At 58.4% G+C, this 14048-nt stretch carries 14 protein-coding genes and 1 tRNA gene; 6 read left to right on the top strand and 9 right to left on the bottom strand.

Annotated elements, in window-relative coordinates:
* Nucleotide 1: 1 nt before the first annotated feature.
* Both ACQ66M_RS08465 and ACQ66M_RS08470 read right to left on the bottom strand, forming a co-directional pair.
* A complete protein-coding gene (locus ACQ66M_RS08465) occupies nucleotides 2-1198 on the bottom strand; it encodes a tyrosine-type recombinase/integrase (RefSeq protein WP_430403166.1) in 1197 nt (398 codons plus the stop codon).
* A gap of 185 nt (nucleotides 1199-1383) precedes the next feature.
* Nucleotides 1384-1470, bottom strand: a tRNA-Leu gene (locus ACQ66M_RS08470).
* Nucleotides 1471-1926: 456 nt separating this feature from the next.
* Here ACQ66M_RS08470 and ACQ66M_RS08475 point away from each other — a divergent pair.
* Nucleotides 1927-2769: a type IV toxin-antitoxin system AbiEi family antitoxin domain-containing protein gene (locus tag ACQ66M_RS08475; RefSeq protein ID WP_430403168.1), complete on the top strand. Its 843-nt coding sequence runs from the start codon at nucleotides 1927-1929 to the stop codon at nucleotides 2767-2769.
* 239 nt (nucleotides 2770-3008) lie between these two features.
* On the opposite strand, the gene ACQ66M_RS08480 is transcribed toward ACQ66M_RS08475, so the two are convergent.
* The 4 genes from ACQ66M_RS08480 to ACQ66M_RS08495 all read right to left on the bottom strand — a co-directional run bounded on the left by ACQ66M_RS08480 (nucleotide 3009) and on the right by ACQ66M_RS08495 (nucleotide 5896).
* Complete coding sequence (locus ACQ66M_RS08480) at nucleotides 3009-4073, bottom strand: nucleotidyltransferase family protein (RefSeq protein ID WP_430403170.1); 1065 nt, start codon at nucleotides 4071-4073, stop codon at nucleotides 3009-3011.
* 168 nt (nucleotides 4074-4241) lie between these two features.
* Entirely contained in the window at nucleotides 4242-4859 is a 618-nt protein-coding gene (locus ACQ66M_RS08485) for a MotE family protein (RefSeq protein WP_430403172.1), read from the bottom strand.
* A gap of 4 nt (nucleotides 4860-4863) precedes the next feature.
* Nucleotides 4864-5355, bottom strand: a complete 492-nt coding sequence (locus ACQ66M_RS08490; protein WP_430403174.1) for a hypothetical protein — start codon at nucleotides 5353-5355, stop codon at nucleotides 4864-4866.
* Nucleotides 5356-5359: 4 nt separating this feature from the next.
* Nucleotides 5360-5896 carry a flagellar basal body-associated FliL family protein gene (locus ACQ66M_RS08495; RefSeq protein ID WP_430403176.1) on the bottom strand — a complete coding sequence of 179 codons (537 nt, stop codon included), beginning with the start codon at nucleotides 5894-5896 and terminating at the stop codon, nucleotides 5360-5362.
* Between the two features lie 128 nt (nucleotides 5897-6024).
* Here ACQ66M_RS08495 and fliF point away from each other — a divergent pair, with 128 nt between their 5' ends.
* The 5 genes from fliF to ACQ66M_RS08520 are packed head-to-tail and all read left to right on the top strand — an operon-like array spanning nucleotide 6025 to nucleotide 10358.
* A complete protein-coding gene (gene fliF / locus ACQ66M_RS08500) occupies nucleotides 6025-7542 on the top strand; it encodes a flagellar basal-body MS-ring/collar protein FliF (RefSeq protein WP_430403177.1) in 1518 nt (505 codons plus the stop codon).
* The gene (locus tag ACQ66M_RS08505; RefSeq protein WP_430403179.1) at nucleotides 7535-8158 is read left to right on the top strand and encodes a hypothetical protein; all 624 of its coding nucleotides are present in this window, start codon (nucleotides 7535-7537) and stop codon (nucleotides 8156-8158) included. Before fliF ends, ACQ66M_RS08505 begins: the two co-directional genes overlap by 8 nt.
* Before the next feature lie 4 nt (nucleotides 8159-8162).
* Nucleotides 8163-8486: a FliM/FliN family flagellar motor switch protein gene (locus tag ACQ66M_RS08510; RefSeq protein WP_350173614.1), complete on the top strand. Its 324-nt coding sequence runs from the start codon at nucleotides 8163-8165 to the stop codon at nucleotides 8484-8486.
* Entirely contained in the window at nucleotides 8473-9249 is a 777-nt protein-coding gene (locus tag ACQ66M_RS08515; RefSeq protein WP_350173616.1) for a flagellar type III secretion system pore protein FliP, read from the top strand. Before ACQ66M_RS08510 ends, ACQ66M_RS08515 begins: the two co-directional genes overlap by 14 nt.
* Nucleotides 9246-10358: a FliG C-terminal domain-containing protein gene (locus ACQ66M_RS08520; protein ID WP_430403181.1), complete on the top strand. Its 1113-nt coding sequence runs from the start codon at nucleotides 9246-9248 to the stop codon at nucleotides 10356-10358. The genes ACQ66M_RS08515 and ACQ66M_RS08520 overlap by 4 nt, the downstream gene beginning before the upstream one ends.
* A gap of 134 nt (nucleotides 10359-10492) precedes the next feature.
* On the opposite strand, the gene ACQ66M_RS08525 is transcribed toward ACQ66M_RS08520, so the two are convergent.
* The 3 genes from ACQ66M_RS08525 to flgK are packed head-to-tail and all read right to left on the bottom strand — an operon-like array spanning nucleotide 10493 to nucleotide 14037.
* On the bottom strand, nucleotides 10493-11602 hold the full coding sequence (locus ACQ66M_RS08525; protein ID WP_350173620.1) for a flagellar basal body P-ring protein FlgI: 1110 nt from the start codon (nucleotides 11600-11602) through the stop codon (nucleotides 10493-10495).
* Nucleotides 11603-11606: 4 nt separating this feature from the next.
* Nucleotides 11607-12587 (bottom strand): flagellin, encoded by a 981-nt coding sequence (locus ACQ66M_RS08530; RefSeq protein ID WP_430403183.1) that lies wholly within the window; start codon nucleotides 12585-12587, stop codon nucleotides 11607-11609.
* A 1-nt stretch (nucleotide 12588) separates the two neighbouring features.
* Entirely contained in the window at nucleotides 12589-14037 is a 1449-nt protein-coding gene (gene flgK / locus ACQ66M_RS08535) for a flagellar hook-associated protein FlgK (protein WP_430403185.1), read from the bottom strand.
* Nucleotides 14038-14048: the final 11 nt, after the last annotated feature.

Here is a 14048-nt window from a genome sequence, read left to right on the forward strand (position 1 = left end):
CTTACGTACGATTTTCATCGGCAGCGCGTCCAATCTGTTCCGCCCACCAATCCGCCATTCTCACGCGTTCGTCCCAGTAGCGGGCGCGGTGATAGGTTTTCCGAACCTGATCGGCGCCGATGTGGGCAAGCTCGGCTTCGATCGCATCGGCGGACCATTTGCCGCTCTCGTTGAGTAGGCTTGAGGCGCTGGCGCGAAAGCCATGTGAGGTATGTTGTTCCTTCGTGAAGCCCATGCGTCTCAAGGCGCCGTTTAGCGTATTCTCGCTAATCGGCTTTCCGGGTGACAATTGCGAGGGGAAGGCAAGCTCATAATTGCCCGTATGGCGCTTTAGATCACGAAGGATTTTAACTGCGAGCGGGGCGAGCGGTTTTATGTGTTCGCGGCGCATCTTGGTTCGAGCCGCGGGAACGGTCCAAGTGGCCGCATCCAGATCAAATTCAGCCCAGGTCGCTAGCCGCAATTCTCCGGGGCGTGGATACAGCAGAACCAAAAGCTTCAGAGCTGCCTGGCTTTCAAGGGAGCCCTCATAGGCCCACACAGCGCGCACGAGGCCCGAAAAGGCCTTGGCAGTGGTTATGGCCGCACGATGCGTCACCGTTGGCGTTATCAGGGCGCCGCGTAATCCAAATGTCGCGTCAGTATCGGCGCGCGCTGTAGCGATGGCGTATCGGAACACTTGGCTGATCACCGCGCGAAGGCGGCGTGCCGATTCATAGTTGCCGAGAGCCTCCACCTTTCGGAGCGGCACGAGTACATCGGAGGCTGTGATCGCGGTGATCGGCTTTGTGCCAAGGTCTGCATTGGCCGTCTTGATCAGCCACTGCTTCTTCGAAAGCGTGGTTTCGGCGAGGCCTTCCTTGGCACCTTTGGCCAGCATTTCTGCCGCGATGGCGGCGAACGTGTGTTCTGTGAGGGCGCGCTGCTCTTCCTTTTGAGCTTTCGCTTTAGCCATCGGGTCGATGCCATCTGCCAGCAGCGTTTTGGCCTCCAGCCGTCTCTCGCGCGCGCGAGCGAGCGAAACGTCAGGATATGCGCCAAGGGAGAGCGTCTTCATCTTGCCCTCAACCCGATAGAAAAGCTTCCAGAGTTTGGAGCCGTTCGGCTTCACTTCGATGCAAAGGTTACCGCCATCTGATTGGCGGTAAGTTTTTGGGCGGGGCTTCAGGTTGCGGATCTGGACATCTGAGAGGGGCATTTGATGGCATTGCCTTCGGTGATAGCATCGAGAAACCGCACAATGCCATCAATACTGCCATCTTTCAAACCGGATGCCATCAAATGCCACCACACCAAGCCGGACGTTAAATGCCGCAAAATTGCTATGATCTGCAGTAATTACAGGGTATTTTGGACGTAAAAAAACCTCGCCGGAGCGAGGCTTGGTGCCCAGAAGAGGACTCGAACCTCCACTCCCTTGCGAGAACTACGACCTGAACGTAGCGCGTCTACCAATTCCGCCATCTGGGCACGGGGTAGGAAGGCGCGGAGATACTTGCTGATTGAGTGGGCGTCAATGTCAAATACTGTGCTTCCAACTGCGAAGTATCAGGGGTCCGATTACCCGTCTGCGGATTGGGAAACAGGTTGCTCTGTGATTCTCTTGGCCCTTAGTCGATGCCGAGGCACCTAACTGGACTTCCGACATCAGGATCTGATGTGCAAAAAAGGCTTCTGCGGGATTCGGCCTGATCGGGTAATTCAGGCGGAAATGAATGAACATATTTCCGGCACTTATCTGGACAGTATGACCCGAGCGCAAATCCAGCAGCCTTTACCGATTGGCATTTCTCCTCACATCTGACAGGCAGTGTTTCGACAATAAATATTGAATTATTCGCCATTTATTGGCTTTTAGCCTATGTAATCGTCTAATTGTAATATTCAGGATTGCAGATAATTCAAATTATTCGTATTTTAATGGCCATGAACCAACAAAGACGCGAAAAATTAAAACCCCTTCTCGACGAGCTGCCTCCAGGCTTCCTTGTTGATGCAGCATGGCTTGTGGGCCGGGAAATAGACCGCAAGTCGATCCTGAACTACGAGCGGCGTGGCTGGCTCGAAAAAGTCACGCGCGGTCTCTACAGGCGCCCCTTTGGATCGTCTGAAACCGATAACGCAAGACAGGGGTGGAAGATCGCGGTCCTGTCGATGCAGCGGCTGATGGGCTATGACGTTCACGTCGGTGGCAAGACGGCACTCGCAACGCATGGCCTTGTCCATTATTTGTCGTTTCGAGGGGACGAGCTGGTCTATCTCTATGGCAAGCCTCCAGCCTGGCTGAAACGCCTGCCGGACGCAGATCGCTATATGACCCGGACCCGCAGCCTGTTCGGCGGCAAGATGATCGGCGTGGACAATGTGGCCATATCAAGCGAGACCGCAGACGAGGATCTCGCTGTCAGTCACGGGAGATGGTCGCTGACCGTCTCTTCGCTCGAACGCGCTGTATTGGAGCTTCTGGACGAGCTGCCCGATCATGAGAGTTTTCATATAGCCGATATGGCGTTTGAAAGCCTGAGCGGAGTGCGGCCCGCAAAGATGCAGGCCATGCTTGAGGCCTGTAAAAGCATCAAGGTCAAACGACTCTTCTTTGTGTTCGCCGACAGACACAATCACGCCTGGCGCAAATATTTGGAAATGGACAGGATCGATCTGGGCTCTGGCCCCCGGGCACTGGTCGAGGGTGGCAAGTTCCACCCGGACTACAGGATCTCCGTACCGGCGGAGTATTTGCCGAGACAGGAGCGTGATGATGGCGCGTGAACGATACGCCATAGTCTCGATTACTAATCTGTAGGTTGTCAGATACTTTAGCTAGAAGTGGGTGTCACACTCCATGCACCTTCGATGCTGACAATTCGCGAGCGATCTTGTCTCAAACACCCACAGTCAAGGAAATCTGGACGAAGAAACCCGTACACGGTCGCTGCGCACGACGATTACAGCACCGCACGAACTGAGCTGTGTCCTGCTGTGTTGATCGCGGCTTTCTTTGTACACGCTCAGTGCGCCGCCGTCCGATCGGTTTCGCGCACGATCGAAAGTACAAATTCCCTTAGCTGATCGGACAGGTTCGCGGACGCGGAGATGAGATGCTGACGCCAGCTTGCTCCGCGATCAGCTGCTTCGCTTAGCGCGGCTGCGAGCTCGTCCTCGCGGCGCTGCATGATCAATGCTTCCATCAGGAGACTCGCCTGGACGATGTCCTTGTCTGACTTGATTGCACTCGGGCCTGCCGCGCGGCGCAAGACGCTGACGATCAGTTTGTGTGCCGCATATCGCTCCGGTGAGGGCACGTTGACCAATGCTCCGAACCGCGTGAGCACAGCGGCCTCGACTGTGTCCTTCAGGAGGAAGTCCAGGTAGCGTAATGGGACAGCGTCAGATTTGAGACTCGGCAGTCGGACGGGATCGTCACGGTCAGCTCCGCGATTGGTCGTGAGAACATCGACCCGGTAGCCTCCGGGCCGGGCATAGGTCGCCGCGACATTTGGATTGGTGATGCCCGGGACAGGTCGAAAGCCCGGATCAACCGATTGCAGGATGTCGAGAAGGGAGGTGTCCAATGCGTCATCAAGACTGACCGAGACGCCATAGTCCTGCGCGAGATCGAGATCGCCTGTGCGTATCGCCGCCCCCGGCAGGCGCACGCCGAGCAGACCCGAATAGGTCTGGAATGCTATCGTGCCCACAATCACGCCGCGCAGACGGAAAGTGCCCGCCTCTACCAGAGCTTCAATGATCGATCCGGTGAGTGAATCCGGTTCCGGTAGTCCGGCCCCTGTGAGAGAGCGTCGAATCGCCCTTCTCGCATCGGCGTCCGCCTTCGCCCGCTGGGCTGTTTCAATGAGGCCGCGGCGTTCGGGCGTATCGGCACCGATGTAGCGCTCCGGCGGACGCCCGGATGGAGCCGTTGGCTCTTGAACATACCAGTAATCGCGCCCGGAAATTTTGCGCTTCCGGAATGTTGAACCGGTCGGGAACTCTGAAATGGCTGCGATGCGCAGCTGGTCCAGCAGTTCGGCATAGCTGGTCTGGATCACGAGAGGGAGTTGAGAAACGGACATTTACCGGCAAATTACGATACTGCCGGTAAAAAGCAAATGATTCTCTTGCGGCAGATAGCGTTGGAGCGCAGGCAACGGGATCGCAACGCCACGATTGCATTGGAGGAGCCTTATTTCTGTAGGTCATCGGGCAAGTCTGCTTCTCATTGGACACGCGCCAGGGGCGCGTCAGTTCGCCTCTTCGCGGATATCCTTGTTCAGCTCTGCCAGTCTCAGACTCACTTCATAGGCCTTGCGGGTTTCCATGCTGGCCAGGATGAGCCCCGCCTGTTCACTGCGCATCAGGCGCAGGAAGCTGCCGGCAAAATCCGGATCCATCTGATTGAAAATGGCCGCTGCCTGGTCGGGCTTCATGGTGCCGTACATGCGGGCGAGGTGGGTGACGTCGTTTGCTGATTCCTTCTGCATTTCATCCCAGCGCGCGGCGAGGGCTTGCTGAACGGCATCCAGATCGGCCGCACGTTTGTCCAGCTCCAGCTTACGCGCCCGCAGGTCCAGCTCCTGGCTGGTCAGCTCTTCGTACAAGGCTTCCATCTGCTTCTGGTCGGCCATCAGCGTTGCGGCCGTCTCGTCCGTAAAGCACACCTGATCAATCGGCTGAACCGCGACGGCCTCGTTCGACGGATCCAGAAGCTGATCGCCCCCGGCTGCTTCGCCCGGCTGCGCTTCGGTTGTGTTTTCCGCGATGGCAAAACTGCTTGGAAGGAATCGCACGGCTGCACCAATCGCGAACAGGAAGCCGAGAGAAAGCAGGACATAGGATCCGCGTTTATCCAGGGTTTTCATCTCGCTAACCCACCCGGCGCGTCGCAGCTTTTTGCCTTGCCTGATATGGCGCGGCCGTGTCGGGAATTTCACCCGCCGCATCCGTCAGATCGCGCAATCGCTGCATCAGCTTTGTCATCTCCATGATACGGGTCTTGGACTGATCGAGGATGATGCGCATCATGATGCCGAGTTCGGTTTGCGTTGCGGTAACCTGATCAACGGCGTTTTGCTGGGTGCCCTCCAGCGATGTCTGGAGATTTTCCAGCCGCTCGCAGGTTCGGTTGGCCTCTTCGAGAAGGCTCGACAACCGGATCGCCATTTCACCGACATGGGACCGGGTTTCCTGTGTTGAACTCGACATTGCGGCAATGGTTTTCGACATCGCCATAATGGTTGCGCCAAGACCGTCCTTGGTATTCTGCAGGGCCTTCAGGCGTCTGTTGAGTACGAAACAGTACACACAGGCCGCGAGCGACACGAGCACAATGGCAAAATCTGTCGGTTCAAAATTCATTGTCTTATCTCAACAGAAATTCGGTAATCAGGACGCCGTCGGAAACGCCGCCGCCAAGTACCAGCTGCGATCGACGGTCCAGCTGGTCGCGCATATGCGAGTAGAAGCCGGGGTTCTCGAAATCGCTCAGCTCGACGGAGCGCAGATAGTTGGTGAAGGCGTCTATCAGGACAGGTTCGGCGTCCTGGACGGCCAGCACATCACCACTGTCGCTGATGATTGCGACTTTCATCTTGAGATAACGTGTCGCCGGGGCGCTTCCGATCGTAATGAGGATATCGCGCAGCTCGACATAAGACTGATTCTCCCGGACGGCTGCCTCGGTGCTTATAGCTGATTCGGTCGTTTCGCACACGGGGGCCTCAGGGACCGTCGCTGGCGTCAGGAAGAAAACAGTCGCAAACGAGCTGGCGAGTGCGCCGACGGCCAGAAGGGCAATGCCCAGCATGCCGCCACCCGCCTTTGCATCGGCATTCGCCGTGCCGGCTTCGGAGTCTGCCGACGCATTCTTGCCGGCTTTTTTGCTCTTGCCCGCAGCCATCTGAAACTAACCCGCCCATTAAATCCCTTAATCCACGTTAAACAAATGTGGGGTAAAGGAACCGTTAACAATTACCCGCATAATTTTAACCATTGCAGTAATGCTGCCGTAAACGGAATTGCCGGGTCATGAGTTTTACCGCCACTTTGAGAGCGCTGCCCTTGCAGCGGCAACTGATGCTCGCGTTCGCCGTGCTCGGTGTGGCGCTGGCGATGACCTTTCTCGTGAGGGGGGCAGTCGAGCAACCCATGGCGCTGTTGTATTCAGGACTGGAACCTGCACACACAGGCGAAATCATCGAAGAGCTGGAAAAGCGCGGCGCCAGATATGAAATCCGTGGCGATGCGATTTTTGTTGCCCAGAACGACCGGGATTCTGTCAGGTTCTCGCTCGCAAAAGCGGGTCTGCCACAGCAGTCGGTTCAAGGGTATGAGCTGCTCGATGAAGTCAATGGATTCTCGGTGACATCCGAGATGTACAACGCCGCCTACTGGCGTGCCAAGGAAGGCGAACTGACCCGCACCATTCTGGCCATCCCGGGTGTTCAGTCCGTCCGCGTGCACATCGGCGCCAGCCTGCGTTCGGGATTCGCGCGCTCCGAGCCCAAGCAGACCGCGTCAGTTACCCTTGCTTCAACACACGATCTTTCGGGTGGCCAGGCGCAGGCCATTCAGTATCTCGTGGCGCTCGCAGTCTCCGGTCTTAACCCCGATGAAGTCGCGGTCATCGACTCGCAAAAAGGCATCCTCGCAGGGCCCGGAATAGCATCTGCCAATCAACCGAATGCAAAGGCTGAGACACAGGAGGCCCTGCTCGAAGACAAGATTCTCCGTTTGCTGGAAGCGCGTGTCGGACTGAACAATGCACGCGTCTCTGTCTCGGTTGATGTCAGCCACGAGCGCCAGACGACCTCGGCCGTCATGTTTGATCCCGATTCGCGGGTTGTCCGGAACCGGTCCAGCGGCGATGTCAGTGAATCAAGTGGCGGGACGGCTGCCGGCATCACGGCCGCCAGCAACCTGCCTCAGGCCAATGAGGAGCCGGGTGGGGCTTCGACCAGTACCGCGCGGAATTCGTCGGAAAATGTGACATATGAGATCAATGAAACACGCACCCAGACAGAAAAGCTGCCAGGCGCGGTCGAGCGCATCTCGATTGCGGTGCTTCTGAATGACCAGGTTCTCGGCATTGATCCGGCTGCGACCGATGCGGCTGCGCTGACCGATCAGATGGTTGCCGACTTCAAGCAGCTGATTGCCTCGGCTGCAGGCCTCGACACGAGCCGCGGCGACGACCTGACCGTCGAGATCATGCCATTCCAGGCGCCTGTCGTCACGGAAATGGTTGCAGCTCCAGGCATGATGCAGCAACTGACCGAGCGCTACCTCTGGTCGGGGATCAAAATCCTTGTCATGAGTCTCGTGGTCATCGTGCTGGCCTTTGGCGTCATCCGGCCACTGCTGAGTCAGAAGGGCGCCGCGCAGGATGGATCCGCTGCCGGAGATGATATCTTTGCGATCGAAGGCGGCGGATCACCTGATCCATTCGTGTCGTTGAAGGACTATACGATGGGGCGCCAGGATGATGCAGCTGCAATTCTCCAGGAATGGCTGAATGAAGACCGGAAGGCGGCCGTGAATGAGTGAGGCCTTCCTGTCCAGCCTGCCGAGATTTGACGGCGACGCAGCCCGTCCGAGTTCCAGCCAGCTACGCCTGCTGCTGGGTCAGATGCCGGTTGATGATGACAAGGCCAGCCAGGCCCGTGACATGCCGCGTGCGCCGGTGTCGAGCGACCCGGAACCGGCTGTTGCGGATCCAGCTGATAACACGCCCGGCCGTGCCCCGGAATTTGCCGAGATCGAGATCATGCTGTCGGCAATGTCCGGCGCGATCGACCGGATCGAACGGGAATCGCGCGAGGATGCGGTTCGCGTCACGCAGGCAATCTCCGCGAAACTGTTCCCGGAACTTTCGCGGCTTTTCCTTGCGGATGAAATAGGCCGTCACCTGCCAGTCATGGTGCCGTCATCTGCGCCTGCGGTCGAAATTCGCGCGCAGCCAGCGCTGCTCGAAAAGCTGCGCGCCGCCGTTGAGCATATGCCAGGCCTCGCGGATCGCTGCGCCGTGGTGCCGGCCGGTGAAGATGACGACGCCGAGGTGCGGGTGTCATGGGAGACCGGCGGACTGACGTTCGATTTTGACGGCCTTCTGAAGGCGTGCCTTGCCCAGCTGGATTCACCCCAAACCACGATTGAAGAGTAATATTATGGCCAACCCCGAAGAAGCTGTTCAACCGGTCGCCGAGACGGATCGCCGCGAGCCTTCCAGCTCCAACAAGTACCGGCGCTCGATTTTCAACGTGCCCGTCACCGTCACCGTCTCCATTGGCCAGGCACGGCTCAGTGTTTCGGAGATACTGGAACTGCGCCCGGAATCCATTGTGCCACTGACGTCACGCATAGATGATCCGGTAGACCTTGCCATAGACAACAAGATCATTGCGCGGGGCGAACTCGTCGAAACGGAAGACGGGACCCTCGGTGTGAAGATCACCGAGATTGCAGAGCAGGCCAGTGATGCCCTTGGCTAGGCTTGGCGGCACAGCCCGTGTTCTGACATTTCTGATTCTGGCCGGCCTGTGTACGGCCTCTGCCGCCTATGCCCAGGGTGTGCCTCCTGAAGCGGCCCAGGGCCTTAACAGCGTTCTGGACGGCGCAGGCGGTGGCCTGAGCCGTTCGACGATTCAGCTGTTCCTGCTTGTGTCCGTGCTGAGCCTGGTGCCCGCCATTGCGATGATGGTGACGTGTCTGCCATTCATGGTCATCGTATTCTCTTTCATGCGCCAGGCGATCGGTGTGCCCCAGGCGCCTCCGAACATGATGATCATGGCACTGGCCATGTTTCTGACCTTCTTCATCATGGAACCGGTCTTCATGACCGCCTGGGAGACCGGAATCTCGCCTTACATGGACGGCGTCCTGAGTGAGGAGCAGGCCTGGGTGCAGACCACGGATCCGTTTCGCGAATTCATGATGCGGCGCGTCGAGCCCGAAACGATTGCCGTGCTTGGCGATGCGGTGAACAGGCCAGTGGCGGAAGGGGAGGCGCCGTCCTTCTCGCTTCTTGCAACCGCATTCATGCTCTCGGAAATCAAGCACGCATTCCAGATCGGCTTTGTGATCTTCCTGCCATTCATGGTAATTGACCTGGTCGTTGCATCCGTGCTCATGGCCGTTGGCATGATGATGGTGCCGCCGACAGTCGTTTCCCTGCCCTTTAAGCTTGGGTTCTTCATTTTGGCAGATGGTTGGCTGAAGATTACTGAAGCGGTGCTGAGAGGATATTCCGGATGAGCGCGCAACCCAAACCCGATCTGGCCGCAGCCAGAATTGTCCCTCTGGGATCAGCGCAGACGCGCCCCGCCGCAAAGGGGTCTACGATCACGCCGTCACAGCGCGTGGCGGTCATCATTGCCTTGCTTGGCGAGAGTGCTGCAAAGCCCATTGTCGAGAAGCTGGACGATGCGGCCCTGGCGAAGGTGGCGACAGCCCTGCAGGATATCTCCTTTATCGCGCGTGATGAGATGGTCGGCATTATCGTTGATTTCCTGACTCATCTTCGCAAATCGAATGGTGCCATGCGCGGTGGCCGCGAAAAGGCCCGCGAAGTCCTCTCCAGCCTTCTGGATGCCGAGCGCCTCGCAGCCGTCATGGGAGAGGAAATACCCGGCGGACCTTCAGAGACGGCTCCGGAGGCCTCGACTGAAAACCCATGGGTGCGTCTGGCAAAAAAAGAACCCAGGCAGATTGCACACTATCTCGATGGCCTGACCCCGAACATCATCGCGCTCATCCTGCGAAAGCTTGACGTCTCAATTGCGTCCGAAGTGCTCGGGCACATGAACGGCGATAAACTGGATGCGACCATCGGCTTCATGGTTGAGGGTCAGACACACGATCCGGGGATCGATCGGGTGCTGGCCCGGATGATCGAGATGGAATTCCTGAACGCCGAGCAGGGCGGGCTCGAAGAGGACAGCGAGCATCTGACTGAAATTGGCGAGCTGCTCAGCCTGATTCCTGCCGAAAAGCGCGAGTCGTTGATGAAGTTCCTGGAGTCGCAGCACGAGAGCAAGCTGAAGCTGATCCAGCAATCCATGTTCACGATGGAAGGCCTGCCGACGATACTGCCTGTAACGGCTGTACCGGTTGCCTTCCGCGAAATGGACGAAGAGACAACGATCAAGCTGCTCGTCAGCCTCAGGGGCAGCTATGCCGAGGTGTCCGAATTCCTTCTGGGCAACATTTCGGCACGCCTGGCAGACAAGCTCCGGGACGAGTTGACCGATGCAAAGGACCTCACACCGGCTCAGGCAGAAGCTGTCCAGCGGGACTTCCTGTCATCGCTGATGTCACTGAAGCGCCGGGGGCTTATCGAACTCGTCAAGCCTGAGGAAGAATAGCTGGTTTGCGAACGACGCTCCATGGCGCGTTGACCGGATCAGAGTGCCGATTCAGCAATCAGCACTCTGATCCGGAATTTCCCATTGGTCGCGGCGTATCCCCGAAAACCGGGTCTGATTTTCGGCGCGCCGCCCTAGCGAACAACCAGCTCAGCGTGGATGGCGCCGGCAGCCTTCATCGCGCGAATGATATCGGCCATCTCCTGGGGCGACACGCCCAGCGCGTTCAGCCCTGCAATAAGCTGCGACAGTGATACATTGGGTTCCATCACCGCAATGTTGCCGCTGCCTGTCTGGCCTATCGTGATCTGGGAGCGGGGGAGGGTGACCGTTTCGCCTGATGAGAACGGGTTCGGCTGGGACACGACGGGGGACTCGACAATCTTGATTGAGATGTTGCCCTGCGCAATGGCGACCTTGGAAATCGTGACGTCTTCGCCCAGCACGATTGTTCCGGATTTTTCATCAATCACGATGCGCGCCGGGGTCGCCACTGTGACAAGCAGGTTCTCGATGCTTGCAAGCACGCGTGCCGGAGAATCCGATATCGTATGCAGATCAAGATCGACCGTGCCTGAATCGCGCATGGACGCGATATTTGCACCGACCGCGCTATTGATGGTGTCCTCGATGCGTGCCGCGGTTGTGAAGTCGGGATTTCGCAAGGCCAGTGTAACGGAGTCGCGCTGATTGAAGGCATAGTTGATCTCGCGTTCGATGCGCGCGCCGTTGGGTACACCACCTGTCGTGGGAGACCCGCGTGAAACGCTGGCGCCGGCCGCCTGTACGTTGATTCCGCTCACCACGATGCTGCCCTGCGCGACAGCATAGACTTCATTGTCGGCGCCTTTCATCGGGGTCAGGATCAGTGTCCCGCCCTCCAGGCTTTTGGCATCGCCTATGGACGCCACAGTAACGTCGATTGTCGACCCATTGCGGGCAAACGAGGGGAAGGTCGCTGTCACGAGCACGGCGGCGACGTTCTTCGGCTTGATGTCCTCGCCCTGCACATTAACGCCAAGCCGTTCGAGCATGTAGGACAGGGAATCTTCGGTGAACGGTGAGTTTTTGACAGAGTCGCCCGTGCCGTTGAGGCCAACGACAATGCCGTATCCGACCAGATCGTTCTCTCGCACGCCTTCAACGTCAACGATGTCCCGAATGCGGGGCTGCGCCAGGCTGGGTGCCGGCAGGCTGATCAGAACAGCGGAGAGAACGGCGATAAATCTGACGGACCACTTCATGGCGTTACCTTAAATAATTCATCAGGCTGAGGTTCGCCAGGCGCGATGTCAGCAGATAGGATGCTTCGAGATTACTCTCCAGCTCACGTAGTTCAGATGCGGCTTCATACTGATCGCGCGCCGTCGTTTCGTTGAAGGTTGCGGTCAGGACCGTTTCCTCAATGTCGAGGGCTTCCTTTCGCCGCTCGATCTGGGCTTGCGAAATGCCGACGTCCGCGCGCCGATTGGTCAGGGCCGTCTGCCCCGACTGAAGTGTTTCAGCAGCGGCGAAGACAGCCGGGCTGCTGCCATCAAACAATGCGAGCGTTTCGTCAGGACCAGACAGGGCCATCACGGCGAGGCCCGACACGATCTGAATCAGGCTCGGATCGGTCCCTGGTACCGCATCAGGATCTGACGAGGTTTCGGTTCCGCTATAGATATTCTGTCGCCACCCGCCGCCAGGCGTGTTGAAATAGGTATCCATCGACGCCGCAAAATCGGCGGCGTCGACAGCGGTCGCGGCCATGAGGCGCACGTCTGACAGCAGATCCTCGAGGCTCGCGAGAGGGGGGGCAGATGTTGCGTTACCGGCAAAGAGGTAGCGATCACCATATCGGGTGTTGAGCGCGGAGAAGGTCTCTTCGAGCGCGGCGCGCGAATCCCGCGCTGCAGATGCCTTTGAACCCTGATCATCAGACCCCATCGCTGCCTGCATGCGGGCCGACAATCCGTTCGTCCGGTCCTGAATGACAGCCAGGCTGCTCTGGGTGATATCGAGACGACTGCCGCGAAGTGTCAGCTGCGTGCGTTCGACTGCCAGGTCGTCCAGCGCTTTCTGGCCCAGCATGGCGTGACTGATGCGGCCGGACAATTGCTTCGTAAGGTCGGAGTAGCGCCCCGTCACAGCTTCCCTGGATGTCGTGGTCAGCTTGTCCCGCAGCGCAACAGTCTCATGGCTCAGCCCGGATGTCGGCAGGTTGGTGAAAGACGGGATACGCAGCATATCAGATCTCCATCAGCCGGTTGATCATCTGGCCGGCAATCTCGATGACGCGGGCGTTCGCGGCATAGGCCTGTTCGATCAGGATGAGTTCCTGCATCTGAACGTCAATGTCGACCCCGTTTTCGGCCTGTTCGGCATCCCGAAGCATCGTGTGCTGGGTCGAGATCGAGGAAAGAACGGTTTCGTTCTGTACACGCTTCTGCCCTGCCAGGGTTGCAAACTGCGCGACCATTTCAGTGGAGGAGAAAGCGCCCTGAATACCATTCGCATTGACGGAATTGACCGATTTGACAGACCCGAGCATGGCATTGAGGATCGTGGAGTCACCGGTCGGCCCTTGCGCAATCGCTCCCAGTCCATCCCGCAAACGCCATGTCGCGCCGCCCTGGGCCGGATCAACCGCGGCATTGATCGAGATGCGTGCTGCCAGGCCAGGCGCCCCGGAACCAGCCGGGTCGACAAAAAGTCCGGGGTCACCGGGTGTCTTGGTTGGATCGATCGCGTCGTCCGAGAGCCGTGTTATGAGGTCCCCGGCCAGCGTGTCCAGCTGTGTGCTGAATGTGGGCAGATCCTGGTCTCGCAGGGTGAACAGGGCGCCGAACAATCCACTGGAAACGGCGCCATAGGAGGATGATCCGGGGGTCAGGGGTATCCCGTCGACCGACAGTCCTGAGAGCGCACCGTTTCCGATTGTCTGGTCGGGTCCGAAAGCAGAGGATGCATCAAATTCCAGCTGCCGGGCTGTGCCGGCCAGCAGGAAGACACCTTCGGGTGTGACGACATCGATCATGCCGTAATCGCGTGGCACGGCCTTGACAGGCAAGTATTCCGAAATCGTGTCGAGTACCCGGCCGCGCTCATCGATAAGGGCTGCCGCTTCCCCGGTCGTGCGGTCCATGCCCGATATCCTGCCGTTCAGCTGCTCAATGGTCTTGAGCGCGGAATTGACGATGTCGCGACCCTGGGCAATTTCGCGGTCAGCTTCCGTACGCAGGCTGACGGCAAGTTGCGACAGGCCATGAAATTCCTGCACAATCGCATTCGCTGAATTCAATACAACTGCCGCATCAGCGCCGGATTCAGGCGTGAGCGCGAGATTGGAAAGGGCAGATTCGAAGTTTGCGAAAGTCTTGAACAGGCCATCCCCGTCGGCAGTGTCGCCAACACGCGACGAGATGGTGCGCCAGGTCGAGGACAAGACGTCGGCCTGGGCCAGGTCGCTGGTCAGGTTCCTTCGCTCTGCGGTAATGGCTTCGTTCTGAGAGCGCGCAATACCATCCGTCCGAATGCCCGATGTGCCGCCGGCAACGATATTCTCGGACAGCAGAACCGATCGGCGTACATAGCCGGGCGTGGATGCGTTTGCGACATTGGTCGCAACCACACCGGCCCTCAGGCTGGTCACCTGAAGGCCGGATCGGGCAGAATGGATGGCGCTGGATAGTGACACTTAAGCTGATG

Origin of the sequence: Hyphomonas sp. (genome assembly GCF_965284475.1) — a bacterium.
Lineage (GTDB): Bacteria > Pseudomonadota > Alphaproteobacteria > Caulobacterales > Hyphomonadaceae > Hyphomonas.

What these genes read in the sequence shown, in the direction of transcription:
- ACQ66M_RS08465 (WP_430403166.1), bottom strand. Translation starts at nt 1,198, where the DNA reads ATGCCCCTCTCAGATGTCCAGATCCGCAACCTGAAGCCCCGCCCAAAA.
- ACQ66M_RS08475 (WP_430403168.1), top strand. Translation starts at nt 1,927, where the DNA reads ATGAACCAACAAAGACGCGAAAAATTAAAACCCCTTCTCGACGAGCTG.
- ACQ66M_RS08480 (WP_430403170.1), bottom strand. Translation starts at nt 4,073, where the DNA reads ATGTCCGTTTCTCAACTCCCTCTCGTGATCCAGACCAGCTATGCCGAA.
- ACQ66M_RS08485 (WP_430403172.1), bottom strand. Translation starts at nt 4,859, where the DNA reads ATGAAAACCCTGGATAAACGCGGATCCTATGTCCTGCTTTCTCTCGGC.
- ACQ66M_RS08490 (WP_430403174.1), bottom strand. Translation starts at nt 5,355, where the DNA reads ATGAATTTTGAACCGACAGATTTTGCCATTGTGCTCGTGTCGCTCGCG.
- ACQ66M_RS08495 (WP_430403176.1), bottom strand. Translation starts at nt 5,896, where the DNA reads ATGGCTGCGGGCAAGAGCAAAAAAGCCGGCAAGAATGCGTCGGCAGAC.
- fliF (WP_430403177.1), top strand. Translation starts at nt 6,025, where the DNA reads ATGAGTTTTACCGCCACTTTGAGAGCGCTGCCCTTGCAGCGGCAACTG.
- ACQ66M_RS08505 (WP_430403179.1), top strand. Translation starts at nt 7,535, where the DNA reads ATGAGTGAGGCCTTCCTGTCCAGCCTGCCGAGATTTGACGGCGACGCA.
- ACQ66M_RS08510 (WP_350173614.1), top strand. Translation starts at nt 8,163, where the DNA reads ATGGCCAACCCCGAAGAAGCTGTTCAACCGGTCGCCGAGACGGATCGC.
- ACQ66M_RS08515 (WP_350173616.1), top strand. Translation starts at nt 8,473, where the DNA reads ATGCCCTTGGCTAGGCTTGGCGGCACAGCCCGTGTTCTGACATTTCTG.
- ACQ66M_RS08520 (WP_430403181.1), top strand. Translation starts at nt 9,246, where the DNA reads ATGAGCGCGCAACCCAAACCCGATCTGGCCGCAGCCAGAATTGTCCCT.
- ACQ66M_RS08525 (WP_350173620.1), bottom strand. Translation starts at nt 11,602, where the DNA reads ATGAAGTGGTCCGTCAGATTTATCGCCGTTCTCTCCGCTGTTCTGATC.
- ACQ66M_RS08530 (WP_430403183.1), bottom strand. Translation starts at nt 12,587, where the DNA reads ATGCTGCGTATCCCGTCTTTCACCAACCTGCCGACATCCGGGCTGAGC.